The 12490-nt window shown below is 74.2% G+C and carries 11 protein-coding genes; 5 read left to right on the forward strand and 6 right to left on the reverse strand.

Features of this window, described 5'->3' with window-relative positions; translation table 11 throughout:
- Positions 1-15: 15 nt before the first annotated feature.
- Positions 16-693, reverse strand: a complete 678-nt coding sequence (locus ACFYM2_RS07170) for a response regulator (protein WP_388834048.1) — start codon at positions 691-693, stop codon at positions 16-18.
- Entirely contained in the window at positions 690-1913 is a 1224-nt protein-coding gene (locus ACFYM2_RS07175) for a sensor histidine kinase (protein ID WP_388834051.1), read from the reverse strand. The genes ACFYM2_RS07170 and ACFYM2_RS07175 overlap by 4 nt, the downstream gene beginning before the upstream one ends.
- A gap of 145 nt (positions 1914-2058) precedes the next feature.
- Between ACFYM2_RS07175 and ACFYM2_RS07180 the strand changes: the two genes are divergently transcribed.
- Entirely contained in the window at positions 2059-2265 is a 207-nt protein-coding gene (locus ACFYM2_RS07180; RefSeq protein ID WP_359001768.1) for a hypothetical protein, read from the forward strand.
- 632 nt (positions 2266-2897) lie between these two features.
- Here the strand turns inward: ACFYM2_RS07180 and alc are convergent.
- Together alc and allB are read right to left on the reverse strand one after the other, a co-directional pair.
- Positions 2898-4013 (reverse strand): allantoicase, encoded by a 1116-nt coding sequence (gene alc, locus ACFYM2_RS07185; protein ID WP_359001765.1) that lies wholly within the window; start codon positions 4011-4013, stop codon positions 2898-2900.
- Between the two features lie 4 nt (positions 4014-4017).
- Positions 4018-5355, reverse strand: a complete 1338-nt coding sequence (gene allB / locus ACFYM2_RS07190) for an allantoinase AllB (RefSeq protein ID WP_388834055.1) — start codon at positions 5353-5355, stop codon at positions 4018-4020.
- 337 nt (positions 5356-5692) lie between these two features.
- On the opposite strand from allB, the gene ACFYM2_RS07195 reads away from it, so the two are divergent.
- The gene (locus ACFYM2_RS07195; protein WP_388834058.1) at positions 5693-6496 is read left to right on the forward strand and encodes an IclR family transcriptional regulator; all 804 of its coding nucleotides are present in this window, start codon (positions 5693-5695) and stop codon (positions 6494-6496) included.
- A 36-nt stretch (positions 6497-6532) separates the two neighbouring features.
- On the opposite strand, the gene ACFYM2_RS07200 is transcribed toward ACFYM2_RS07195, so the two are convergent.
- On the reverse strand, positions 6533-7237 hold the full coding sequence (locus ACFYM2_RS07200; RefSeq protein WP_359001756.1) for an ABC transporter ATP-binding protein: 705 nt from the start codon (positions 7235-7237) through the stop codon (positions 6533-6535).
- Complete coding sequence (locus tag ACFYM2_RS07205) at positions 7234-8277, reverse strand: ABC transporter permease (RefSeq protein ID WP_388834062.1); 1044 nt, start codon at positions 8275-8277, stop codon at positions 7234-7236. Before ACFYM2_RS07205 ends, ACFYM2_RS07200 begins: the two co-directional genes overlap by 4 nt.
- Positions 8278-8410: 133 nt before the next feature.
- Between ACFYM2_RS07205 and ACFYM2_RS07210 the strand changes: the two genes are divergently transcribed.
- From ACFYM2_RS07210 to ACFYM2_RS07220, 3 genes are all read left to right on the forward strand, one after another.
- Positions 8411-9598: a sensor histidine kinase gene (locus ACFYM2_RS07210; protein WP_388834065.1), complete on the forward strand. Its 1188-nt coding sequence runs from the start codon at positions 8411-8413 to the stop codon at positions 9596-9598.
- Positions 9595-10233 (forward strand): response regulator transcription factor, encoded by a 639-nt coding sequence (locus tag ACFYM2_RS07215; RefSeq protein ID WP_350233397.1) that lies wholly within the window; start codon positions 9595-9597, stop codon positions 10231-10233. The genes ACFYM2_RS07210 and ACFYM2_RS07215 overlap by 4 nt, the downstream gene beginning before the upstream one ends.
- Positions 10234-10993: 760 nt before the next feature.
- Positions 10994-12460 carry a PLP-dependent aminotransferase family protein gene (locus ACFYM2_RS07220; protein ID WP_388462242.1) on the forward strand — a complete coding sequence of 489 codons (1467 nt, stop codon included), beginning with the start codon at positions 10994-10996 and terminating at the stop codon, positions 12458-12460.
- The last annotated feature ends 30 nt before the right edge of the window (positions 12461-12490 follow it).

The raw sequence follows: 12490 nt of genomic DNA on the forward strand, positions 1-12490 counted from the left end.
TGGTGTCGCCTCAGCCTAATCGCCGCCCCCGTCGTCGAGGAGCCCGGCCTCGTGCGCCAACAGGGCGATCTGCACACGGTTGTTGAGACCGAGCTTGGCCAGCACGCGCGACACATGGGTCTTCACGGTGGGCACGCTCAGATACAGGCTCGCGGAGATCTCCGCGTTGGAAAGGCCCCGGCCGACGGCGACGGCGACCTCCCGTTCGCGGTCGGCGAGCAGCGCGACGCGCGCCCTGGCCCGGGCCGCGCGGTCCACGGGCGCGCCGGTGGTGTGCGACACCCGCGCCATCAGCTGACGCAGGACGGCCGGCGAGAGGAACGGGTCGCCGTGCGCGACGCGGCGTACGGCGGCGACGATCTCGGCCGGCGGGGTGTCCTTGAGGACGAACCCGGCGGCGCCCGCGCGCAGGGCCCGCAGCACCTGTTCGTCGGCGTGGAAGGTGGTCAGGACGACGACCTCGGGCGCGTCGGGGCGGGCGCGCAGCGTCTCGGTGGCGCTCAGGCCGTCCACGCGGGGCATGCGGATGTCCATGAGCACCACGTCCGGCCGCAGTTCCAGGGCCAGTTGGTCCACCCCTTCGCCGTCGGCGGCCTCGCCGACGATCTCGATGTCGTCGGCGCCGCCGAGCATGAGCCCGAGGCCCGCGCGGACCAGGGGGTCGTCGTCGACGATGAGCAGGCGGATGGTCATGAGGGCCACGGTAGCCAGGCCGCGACCGTGAAGGAGCCGTCGGGGCCCGGCCCGTGGCGCAGGCGCCCGCCGGCCAGGGTGGCGCGTTCGGTGAGACCGATGAGCCCCTGTCCGGATCCGGGCACCTCGGGGACGGGCCCCGGCGGCGCGGGGTTGCGTACCTCGACGGTCAGCCCCTGGCCGGGGTGGCCGGTGACCGTGACGGTGACCTCGGCGCCCGGCGCGTGCTTGCGGGCGTTGGTCAGGGCCTCCTGCGCGATGCGGTAGGCGTTGCGTCCGGTGGCGGCGGGCACGCCCGAGGTGTCCGCCACGCGGCTGTCCAGGACGACTTTCATGCCGGCCTCGCGTGATTCGGCGACGAGCGCGTCGAGAGTGGCAAGCGTGGGTTGGGGCCGGTCATCGGCGCCCTCGCCCGGGCTGCGCAGCACCCCGATGATCTGGCGCAGGTCCTGCAACGCCTCGTGCGCGCTGTCCCGGATGACGCCGGCGGCCCGTGCGACCTCGGCGGGCGGCGCGCCGGGGCGGAACTCCAGGGCGCCGGCGTGCACGGAGAGCAGGGTGAGGCGGTGGGCGAGCACGTCGTGCATCTCGCGGGCGATGGCCTCGCGGGCCAGGCGCTGCGCGTTCTCGGCCCGCAGCACCGCCTCGGCCTCGGCGCGTGCGGCCCGCTCGCGCAGCGCGACGACGAGCTGGCGGCGGGAGCGTACGAGCATGCCCCAGCCGGTGACCAGCAGGATCAGCACGGTGCCCACGACGGCGTTGGTGAGCCAACTCGTGGTCGGGTCGGGGCGCAGAACGGGCTGGAACACCGAACTGAGGACGGCCCCCGCGCCCACCACGAGCACGACGGGCTTGAACGGCCGGTGCACGGCGAGACTGAACAGGGCGACCAGGAAGGCCCCCGTGGCGACCGGAGCGACCAGTGACACCGCGGCGAGCGCCACCGCGAGCGCGACCGGACGCCGGCGCCGCAGCCACACCGCGCAACAGGCCGCGGCGCCCACCAGCTGGTCGAGAAGCAGCAGCGTGTCGGAGTAGCCGGGCGTCTTGTCCAGGGCGTCGGCGGTGAGCATGCCGATCAGGGCGGCGGCGAGGAAGGCGCAGAGGTCCACGGCCCAGTCGCGTACGGTGCGCCGGGGCCGGGCCCGGTCGCCGGGCAGCTCGGGGTCGGCCACCGCCGAGGGCAGCAGCCAGCGGAACTCCGGTCCAGCACGTGTCATGTCGACAAAGTTACGCAGCCCACGGGCCGGGCGGCACGTGAGCGGCGCGGCTCGCTACCAAAGTCGCGGCGGCGAAGACTTTGGACGCGGGGTGGTGTTCCGACGGCCGACGCGGCGCGGGGCCCGGTCGGCGCAGGGTCGGCGCATGAGGAAATTCCTGGAGGTCGCCGGGTGGCTGCTGCTGCTTCAGGGCGTCGGCGCTCTGCTGCACGGGTGGACCGGATGGTTCCAACCGTGGGCGTTGGTGTACCGCGTCGGTGTGCTGGCGGGCCATGAGGTCTTCGCGAGCATCGTGCTCGCGGTGGCGGGCGCGGCGCTGCTCCTCGCCTCGCGGCGGACCACACGCGGCTGACCGCGTCCGTGCCGTCGATCGCCGCACCATCCGCAGCCCCCAAGGGAGCCCGGGCACAGCCGCCCGGGGTCCGGGGGCGCAGCCCCCAAGCGGGGTCCAGGGGCGCAGCCCCCGAGGGGGCCCGGGGGCACAACCCCCGAGCGGGGCCCGGGGGCACAACCCCGCAAGGGGGTCCGGGGCGCAGCCCCGAGGGGGGCCCGGGGGCACAACCCCCCAAGGGGGTCCGGGGCACAACCCCCAAGCGGGGCCCAGGGGCACAACCCCCAAGCGGGGTCCGGGGCACAGCCCCCAGGGGGGCCGGGGCACAACCCTCAAGCGGGGCCCAGGGGCCAGCCCCCAAGCGGGGCCCAGGGGCCAGCCCCCAAGCGGGGCCCAGGGGCACAGCACCCAAGCGGGGCCCGGGGGCACAACCCCCAGGGGGGTCCGGGGCGCAGCCCCGAGGGGGGCCCGGGGCGCAGCCCCCGGTGGTAAGGCTTACCCCCCCTGCCCCCGGCGGGTCTCGGGAAGGGGCGGGGTGGGGGAAACCACGGCGCGAGGCACCCCGGTGCTGTCGGGTCGGGGGCCTCGCGCCGGCGGGCGGGTGTCGTGCCGCCCTGTTCAGGGGGCCCGGGTCGCAGCCGGGCCCGGTGGGGTCAGGCGCCCAGTTCCTGGTGGCGCGCCGTCAGGCGGGACGTGCCCTCGTCCGTCAGCGAGCCGAAGAGACGGAGCCGGGAGATGCCCCCGTCGGGGAAGATGTCGATCCGCACGTGCGTGCCGACGGCCGGCGCGTCCAGCACGAAGCGGTGGTTGGTGTCGGGCTGCAAACGCGTACGCGGCAGCACCTCCACCCACTCCCCCGCCTCCCCGTCGCGCACGGAAAGCGCCGCCCACCCCGCCGAGTTGCCCTTGAGATACGCCGTGTCGATCTCGACCGCGCGGATCTCGGACTGCGCCGCCAGCCGGTAGCGGATCCAGTCGTTGCCCTTGTCGCGGCGGCGGCGGGTCTCCCAGCCGTCGTCCATCTTGCGGGAGCGGCCCGGCTGGATGGTGTTGGTGGCGGGCGAGTAGAACCGGTCGGACGCGTCCTCGACCTGGCCGCCGTTCTCCAGTGCCGCGAGGTCGAACGTGCCGAGCACGCCGAGCCAGCGCGGGTCGGGCGCGACCTCGCCGTACACGCGAAGGCGGGCGACGCCCCCGTCGGGGTGCTGGTTGAGCCGCAGATGCGTGAAGCGCTGCTCGACGTCCACCGCGAAGCCGTTGGCCGCGTGCCCGCCAACAGCCGTACGGGGTACGAGGGTTGTCCACTTCACGTCCGGCGCGAGCAGTTCCTCGGGCGAGGGCGAGCCCGCCACCGAGGCGGCCTGGACCGAGACGGCCTGGGGGTAGTTGCCCCGGAAGTGCGCGGTGTCGACGACGATGCCGCGTATCACGCCGGGTGCGCCCAGGCGTATGAGCGCCCAGTCGTGGTCCTCGTCGGTGGGGTGCGGCTGGTCGGCGCCCGCGCCCCGGCGGCGCCGGGTCTCCCAGCCGTCCATGATCTTGCCCTTGTGCCCGAAGTGCTCGGGGTCGAACTCGGCCGCCTCGGGCTTGAGCAGGTTCTCGCGCTCGGCGAAGAACTCGTCGTTCGCGGCGATCACCCCGGCGCCCAGGCGCCGGTCGGCGAGGTCGGCGTACTGGGTGAAGGCGAAGTCGGCGCTGCGGTAGTCCGCGTACGGGTCGCCGCCGCCGAAGGGGCTGGCGTCACCGGTGAAGGAGGGCAGGGTGCTCACGGTGTCAGTTGTTCCTTTCGAGCAGGCGGCCGGTGGGCTCGGCGATGACGCCGTCGTGCTGGATGCGCTCGCCGCGCAGCCACGTCGACTTGACGACACCGTGCAGCGTCTTGCCCGCGTAGGCGGTGACGCGGTTGCGGTGCTGGAGTTCGGCCGGGTCCACGGTGAAGGTCGCGTCGGGGTCGAGCACGGCGAAGTCGGCGTCCCGGCCGGCCTCGATGGCGCCCTTCTGGGTCAGCCCCACCAGGTTCGCGGTCGCGGTCGACATCCAGCGGACGACGTCCTCAAGGGTGTGGCCGCGCCTGCGGGCCTCGGTCCAGGTCGCGGACAGGCTGAGCTGGAGGCCCGAGATGCCGCCCCAGGCCGTGGCGAAGTCGTCGGTCTTGAGGTCGGCGGTGGAGGGCGAGTGGTCGGTGACGACGCAGTCGATGGTGCCGTCGGCGAGGGCCGCCCACAGCAGGTCCCGGTTGGCGTCCTCGCGGATCGGCGGGCAGCACTTGAACTCGCTCGCCCCGTCCGGGACTTCCTCGGCGGTGAGCGTGAGGTAGTGCGGGCAGGTCTCGACGGTGAGGCGTACGCCGTCGCGCTTGGCGGCGGCGATCAGGGGCAGCGCGTCGGCGGAGGACAGGTGCAGCACGTGGACACGGCCGCCGATCCGCTTGGCGGCGGCGATCAGACCCTCGATCGCGGCGTTCTCGGAGACCTTGGGCCGGGTGGCGAGGTAGTCGGCGTACTTGGGGCCGCTCAGGTGCGGGGCCGCGTCGAGCTCGTGCGGGTCCTCGGCGTGGATGATCATCAGCCCGTCGAACCCGGCGATCTCCGCGAGCGAGCGCTCCAGTTGCGCCTGGTCGAGCTCGGGGAACTCCTCGACGCCCGAGGGCGAGAGGAACGCCTTGAAGCCGAAGACGCCGGCCTCGTGCAGCGGCGCGAGGTCCTTGACGTTGTCGGGCAGCGCGCCGCCCCAGAACCCGGTGTCGATGTGCGCCTTGCTCGCCGCGACCTCCCGCTTGATCCGCAGGTTCTCGACCGTGGTGGTCGGGGGCAGCGAGTTGAGCGGCATGTCGACGAGCGTGGTGATGCCGCCGGCGGCGGCCGCGCGGGTGGCGGTCCAGAACCCCTCCCACTCGGTGCGGCCGGGGTCGTTCACATGGACGTGGGTGTCGACGATGCCGGGCAGCAGCACGTCGTCCCCGAAGTCCTCCAGGCGGGCGCCGGCCGGGACCTCGGCCTCGTACGGCAGTACGGCCGCGATCTTCCCGTCGGCGACGGCGACCGTCGCCGGGCGCGTCCCCTCGGGGGTGATGACGCGCGTCGAGCGCAGTACCAGGTTGACGTCGGACACCCGAGCCTCACTTCCAGACTTCCCGGACTTGCCGGCCTACCGATGGGAACTTTTCCGGGGACCGGAATTCAACGATCTGTTGAAGGAGTTTGCGCGCTGGCCGAGGAAGCCGTCAAGGGTCGCCGACGCGTGACGGCCGACACGGGCAGCCATCTTGGAGGTTTCCACAGAATGGAATGCTGATTTCGCCAGACAGAATGGAGATACCGCCACGCGGTGTCGCCGACGAACGGACAAACCCGCTCTGACCGGCAAGGACACCTGCCCTGTCCAGGGTGGGGCGGACAACCGCCCGATAGGCTGCTCCCTCGCCTGCCAGTACCGAAAGGAACGCGCCGTGCCGACGTCAAGCGCCAGCACCACCGACGCCTCCAAAACCTCCGCCGCCAGCGGAGGAGTCCAGTCCCTCGAGCGCGCCTTCGACCTCCTCGAGCGGATGGCCGACGCGGGGGGCGAGGTCGGCCTCAGCGAGCTCTCCGCGAGCAGCGGCCTGCCCCTTCCTACCATCCACCGCCTGATGCGTACGCTCGTGGCCTGCGGCTACGTGCGCCAGCAGGCCAACCGGCGCTACGCGCTCGGCCCGCGCCTGATCCGGCTCGGCGAGTCGGCGTCCCGGCTGCTCGGCACCTGGGCCCGGCCGTATCTGACCCGCTTGGTCGAGGAGACCGGCGAGACCGCGAACATGGCGCTGCTCGACGGCGACGAGATCGTGTACGTGGCGCAGGTGCCCTCCAAGCACTCCATGCGGATGTTCACCGAGGTCGGCCGCCGGGTCCTTCCGCATTCCACGGGCGTGGGCAAGGCGCTGCTCGCGTACACCCCGCCGGAGGAGGTCCGCGCGCTGCTCGCCCGCACCGGCATGCCGGCCGCGACGGAGAAGACGATCACCACGGCGGACGGCTTCCTCGACGCCCTGGAACAGGTGCGGCGCGCCGGGTACGCGGTCGACGACAACGAGCAGGAGATAGGAGTCCGCTGCCTGGCGGTGTCGGTGCCCAACTCCCCCACGCCCGCGGCCATTTCGATTTCGGGCCCGGCAGGCCGGGTGACCGAGGCGGCCACCGACCGGATCGTCCCGATCCTCCAGGGCATCGCCGACGAACTGTCGACGGCGCTGGCGAACACGAGCGCCGGTTCCTGAGCCCGCCCAGGACGCGCCGGGCCGCGCCGGTGGCGCTCAGCGCGCGTGCGCCCGGGGTGCGCTCAGGCGTCCGTCCACCATGGTCACCACGGCGTCCATCCGGTCCAGATGGGCGCGGTCGTGGGTGACGAGGACGGTGGCCGTGCCACGCTCGCGGGTGAGGGTGAGCAGGAGGTCGAGGACCGCGGCGCCCCGCTCGTGGTCGAGCGCGCTGGTGGGCTCGTCGACCAGGAGGACGGCGGGGTCGTTCATGAGGGCCCGGGCGATGTTGATCCGCTGACGCTGGCCGCCGGAGAGCTGATGGGGGCGGCGGTGGGCCTGCCCGTCGAGCCCCACGGCGGCCAGCGCCTCCAGGGCGCGCTCGCGGGTCCGGCGGGGCCCTCGGCCCGCGAGGTGGGCCATCACCTGGAGCTGTTCGAGGGCGGTGAGCGCGGGCAGCAGGTTGGGCTGCTGGAAGACGATGCCGACGCGGTCGCGGCGCAGCGCGGCCTTCTCGGCGGGGCTGAGCGCGCCGGTGTCGGTCCCGGCCACCACCACCCGTCCGGCCTCCGGTGCGACCAGGGTCGCCGCGACGGCGAGCAGGCTGGACTTGCCGGAGCCCGAGGGGCCCGCGCACGCCGTCACCGTACCGGCGGCGACGGAAAGGCTCACGGCGTCGAGCGCGGTGAGGCGGCCCTCGCCGTCCGGGTAGGTCAGGGTGACGCCGTCCAGCAGGAGGGGCGGATTCGTGGGCGGGTTCATCGGGCACTCCCGAGCGCGGTCAGCGGGTCGACGGCGGTGATGCGCCGGATGGACAGGGCGGCGCCGAGCACGCCGAGGACGATCAGGACGGCCGCCGGGCCGAGCGTGGTGGCGGGGTCGAGGACGAAGGGCACGGAGGCGCCGACGAGCGACCCGGCCAGCGCGGCGAGACCGGCGCCGATGAGCGTGCCGGCCGTCAGCATCACGACCGCCTGGCCCAGCGCGTCCTTGAGGAGGTAGGGCGTCGAGGCGCCGAGCGCCTTCAGGACGGCGATGTCGCCGCTGCGCTGGATCGTCCAGATGGTGAAGAACGCGCCGACGACCAGCGCGGAGATGACGAAGAGAAAACCGCGCATCAGCTGGAGCGAGCCGTTCTCCGCCTGGTAGGAGGGGAGCGCCGAGAGCGCCCCCGCCAGCGTCAGGGTCGTGGTGCCGAGCGCCTTGTCGGTGGCGGCGAGGTCCGCGCCGTCTTCAAGGGTGAGCGCGACGACGGTCGCGGGGGCGTCGGGCGCGAGGGCGGTCCACACGACCGGGGTGTGGCTGTAGGAGTCCTCACCCGCGACCGCCGCCACGCTCAGCGTCCGGCCGCCGAGCGTCAGCCGGTCGCCCGCCTTCGCGGCCAGGTCGTCGGCCGCGCCCCGGGACAGGACCACCGATCCGGTGCGCACCTCGAAGGGCGCGAGAGGCGAGCTCGGCGGTACGGCGAAGGAGGAGACGGCCGCGGTGCGCTCGCCCGCCTTCGCGTTCAGCGTGGAGATGGCAAGCGGCTGGGCATCGCGCACTCCGGGCGCCTGCCGCCAGGCGCGCCAAGTGGCGCTCGGTACAACGGAGTTGGTGAAGGACGCCGACTGTCCCGACGGCGGCGCGGCGAAGGCGAGCCGGTCGGCGGGCAGCGCGCCGACGGCCGATGTGTTGTCCCGTGCCAGGCCCGCGGTCAGCCCGGACAGCAGCCCCACCAGCAGGGTGATGAGCACCACGACCGCACCCATCAACGCGAACCGGCCCTTGGCGAACCGGAGGTCTCTCCATGCGACGAACATGGAATCAACCCTGGCGTCCCAGGACCGCCGCCACATCGCGCTCCGGCAGGCCCGTCGGCGTCGAAAGGCGGAGCGGCACATCAAACTTTCGGTTGACCGGGAGCGCGGGCCCGGCCCGTACGCTGGACGGGCTATGCATTCCGCTTCCGTACGCCCCCACACCCCCGTCGCCGCCCTGCTGCGCCTGTGTCTGCACGCGCTGCTCGGCGGGCTCCTCGCGCTCGCGGTGGCGCGCTCGGTGAGCGACGGCGCACCGCACGCGGCGGCGGTGGGGGCGGTGGCCGTCCTCATGGCGGCGGTGTACGCGGTGGGTGTCGCGCTGCCGTCGGTGCGCCCGCGCGGTTCTGGCGCGGCGTGGTGGCTCGGAGCCCTCGGCGCGGTCTGGCTCGCGCTGCTCGTCGTCACCGCCGACGCGCTGTGGGTCGCCTTCCCGCTCTACTTCCTGCTGCTGCACCTGCTGGCGCCGCGCTGGGCGCTGCCGGCCGTGCTCGTCACGGCGGGCGCTGCCATCGCCAGTTTCGTACTGCACGGACAGGGGGTCACGCCGGGCGCCTTCATAGGGCCGCTGCTGGGTGCGGCGGTCGCGGTGGCGACCGTGTTCGGCTATGACGCGCTGTACCGGGAGAGCGAGCGGCGCCGTGAACTGATCGACGAGCTGGTGGCGACGCGGGCCGAGCTCGCGCAGGCCGAGCGCACCGCGGGCACCCTGGCCGAGCGCGAGCGCCTGGCCCGGGAGATCCACGACACCCTCGCCCAGGGCCTGTCCTCCATCCAGCTGCTGCTGCGCGCCGCCGAACGCGCGCTGCCGGCCGGCGCCCCGGCCCGCGACCACGTCGAGCAGGCGCGCCGCGCGGCGCAGGACAACCTGGCCGAGGCCCGCCGCTTCGTGAAGGCCCTCACCCCGCCCGACCTGGAACGCGGCTCGCTCCCCTGCGCCCTGGAGCGGCTGTGCGCGGGGGCGGGAGACGTGGCGGTGCGGTTCGGCGTGAGCGGTACGCCCGTCGAGCTTCCGACGCCGTACGAAGTGGCCCTGCTGCGCGTCGCGCAGTCGGCGCTCGCCAACACGGTGCGGCACGCGGGCGCGGACCGGGCCGAGATCACGCTGAGCTTCATGGACACCTCCGTCGCCCTCGACGTGGTCGACGACGGCCGCGGCTTCGACCCGGCGGCCGGGCGGCCCCGGGGCAGCGGCGGCTTCGGTCTTCCCGCGATGCGCTCGCGCGCCCAGTCGCTCGGCGGCACGCTGAGTGTGGAGTCGGCGCCCGGCCAGGGCACCGCCGTCGCGATCACGCTGCCGCTGCCCGTGGCGGGTGCCCGGTGAGCGCCCCCATCCGGCTGCTGCTCGCCGACGACCACCCCATCGTGCGGGCCGGGCTGCGCGCGGTCCTGGACACCGAGCCCGACTTCGCCGTGGCCGGGGAGGCGGCGAGCGCCGAGCGCGCGGTGGAGCTGGCCGCGACGGGGGCGTACGACGTCGTCCTGATGGACCTCCAGTTCGGGGCCGGGACGCACGGCGCCGAGGCCACCGCGCGGATCACGGCGCGGCCCGGCGCACCGCGTGTCCTGGTCCTCACCACGTACGACACGGACGCGGACATTCTCGCGGCGGTGGAGGCGGGGGCGGCGGGCTATCTGCTCAAGGACGCGCCTCCCGAGGAACTGGCGGCGGCGGTACGCACGGCCGCCTCGGGGCAGTCGGCGCTCGCCCCGGCCGTGGCGCACCGGCTCATGGACCGGATGCGGATGCCTGAGCGGGCGCTGACGCGGCGGGAGCTGGAGGTTCTGCGTCTTGTGGGGGACGGGCTGTCCAATCAGCGGATCAGCAAGCAGCTGTTTCTGAGCCAGGCGACGGTCAAGTCCCATCTGGTCCACATCTACGCCAAGTTGGGGGTGGACTCCCGCACGGCAGCGGTTGCGGCGGCCACGACACGCCGCCTGATCCGCCCCCCAGGCTGAGGCCGCCAACGCGGGCCAACACCGGGTGCGCAGGGTGCGCGGGGGGCTGAGGCTGCCCATGCGGGCCAGCACTCAAGGTCCTGGGGCTCCGCCCCAAGCCCCGTTCGCGCTGAACGCGCTCGTCCTCAAACGCCGGACGGGCTGACTATGCCCATGCGGGCCGGCACCAACCCCACCAGGGCGGGTCGCGGGGGCCTGAGGTCACGCATGCGGGCCGGCACGAACCCCGCCAGGGGCGCGGGGAACTGCGCGCCCAGCCACCCACGGCCCGCAGCCGGACTCCCTGGGGCTCCGCCCCAGACCCCATTCGGCCTGAACGGCCTCGTCCTCAATCGCCGGACGGGCTGGGTGTGCCCTTGCAGGCCCGCACCAGATACTCAGCCGCGCGGAGGGGGGCTGGGGATGCCCGTGCTGGCCCGCGCCAACCCCGCCAGGGGCGCGGGGAACTGCGCGAGAAGCGACCACGACCCGCGGCCAGGGTCCCTGGGGCTCCGCCCCAGACCCCGTTCGCGCTGAACGCGCTCGTCCTCAAACTCCCCCAAGGCCTTAAGGGCCAGGGGGGACCCCCATGACAGGCTGGGTATGCCCACGCAGGCCCGCGCCAGATGCTCAGCCGCGCGGAGGGCTGAGGATGCCCACGCGGGCCCGCACCCAGGGTCGAACAGGGCTCAGGGGCGCGGGGAACTGCGCAATGGCACCCCGGTACGCTGATTGGCCTGGCAAACGAGGGCCACACGTAGGCCAATTCCAGGAGACCCGCATGGCAGCCACCCCCGCGCTCAAGGACACCCGCACCCTGCGCGGCCGCCAGCTCGCGGCCCACGTCACCGCCCTGACCGCCCCCCGCCCCGGCTACCGCCCCCTCGCCCGAGCCATCCGCACCCTCCTCCTGGACGGCCGCATCCCGCTGCGCACCCGGCTGCCCGCCGAGCGCGAGCTCGCCGTCGCCCTGGAGGTCAGCCGGGCCACCATCACCGCGGCCTACGATCTGCTGCGCGAGAGCGGCTACGCCGTCAGCCGGCGCGGGGCCGGCACCTGGACCGAACTGCCCACCGGCGCGAACCCGTCCAATGTGGCCCGCTACCAGGCGCCGGACGGCGTCATCGACCTCGCCATGGCCGCCCCCGACGCCCCCGCCGCGGAACTGGCCGCCGCGTTCGAGCTCGCCGGGCCCGAACTGGCCCGGCACGCCGCGACCACCGGCTACCACCCCCTCGGCCTGCCCGAGCTGCGCGCCGCCGTCGCCGAGCGCTACACCCGGCGCGGCCTGCCCACCCTGCCCGACCAGATCCTGATCACCACGGGCGCCCAGTCCGCGGTGTCCCTGGTGGTGAACCTCATCGGCCGGCCCGGAGACCGGGCGCTGGTGGAAAGCCCCTCGTACCCCAACGGCCTGGACGCCGTGCGCCACGCCGGTCTGCGCCTCACTCCCGTACCGGTGAGCGAGGACGGCTGGGACAGCGAACTCCTGCACTGCGCGCTGCGCCGGACCGCGCCCCGGCTCGCGTACCTCATCCCGGACTTCCACAACCCCACCGGCGAGCTCATGAGCGCGGACCGGCGCGCCGGGCTGCTGCGCGCGGCGCGGGGCACCGGCACCTGGCTGCTCATCGACGAGACCCTGGCCGAGATCGCCCTGGACGCGCCCGCGCCCGCGCCGTTCGTGTCCCTGGCCCACCGGGGCGAATCCGAGCAGATCGTCACGGTGGGCTCACTCAGCAAGACCCATTGGGGCGGTCTGCGCATCGGCTGGGTACGGGCGGGCTCGCGGCTCATCACCGAACTGGCCGCGCTGCGCGTCCATGTCGACCTGGCCCCCTCGCTGGTCGACCAGCTGCTCGCCAAGGCGCTGCTGCCCGGCATGGACGAGGTGCTGCGCACCAGGCTGCACCAGCTGCGGGAGCGCCGGGACGCGCTCGCAGCCGCGCTCGGCCGCCATCTGCCCCGGTGGCGCTGGCGGACGCCGCCCGGCGGGCTCTGCCTCTGGGTCGACCTCGGCGCCCCGGTCGCGGGGGCGCTGGCCCGGGCGGCGCGAACCCACGGCGTCAGCATCGAGCCGGGTTCCCGTTTCGCCGCGGACCCCGGCACCCACGAGCACCGCCTCCGGCTCCCCTTCGTACGCGAGCCGGAGGTCCTGGAGGAGGGGGTGCGCCGGCTGGCCGCGACGCTCGACGCGGGCCTGCCGGCGTTCACGGGCGAGCCGGGCCGCCCGCACTGGGTGGCCTGAACTCCCCGGCACAGAGGGCGAGTTCGGACA

Origin of the sequence: Streptomyces sp. NPDC006711, assembly GCF_042869775.1 — a bacterium.
Taxonomy (GTDB): Bacteria; Actinomycetota; Actinomycetes; order Streptomycetales; family Streptomycetaceae; genus Streptomyces.

Bases quoted from the DNA above. Each gene is read 5' to 3' on its own strand.
- ACFYM2_RS07170 (WP_388834048.1), bottom strand. From the start codon at position 693: ATGACCATCCGCCTGCTCATCGTCGACGACGACCCCCTGGTCCGCGCG.
- ACFYM2_RS07220 (WP_388462242.1), top strand. From the start codon at position 10,994: ATGGCAGCCACCCCCGCGCTCAAGGACACCCGCACCCTGCGCGGCCGC.
- ACFYM2_RS07180 (WP_359001768.1), top strand. From the start codon at position 2,059: ATGAGGAAATTCCTGGAGGTCGCCGGGTGGCTGCTGCTGCTTCAGGGC.
- ACFYM2_RS07210 (WP_388834065.1), top strand. From the start codon at position 8,411: ATGCATTCCGCTTCCGTACGCCCCCACACCCCCGTCGCCGCCCTGCTG.
- ACFYM2_RS07200 (WP_359001756.1), bottom strand. From the start codon at position 7,237: ATGAACCCGCCCACGAATCCGCCCCTCCTGCTGGACGGCGTCACCCTG.
- ACFYM2_RS07205 (WP_388834062.1), bottom strand. From the start codon at position 8,277: ATGTTCGTCGCATGGAGAGACCTCCGGTTCGCCAAGGGCCGGTTCGCG.
- ACFYM2_RS07175 (WP_388834051.1), bottom strand. From the start codon at position 1,913: ATGACACGTGCTGGACCGGAGTTCCGCTGGCTGCTGCCCTCGGCGGTG.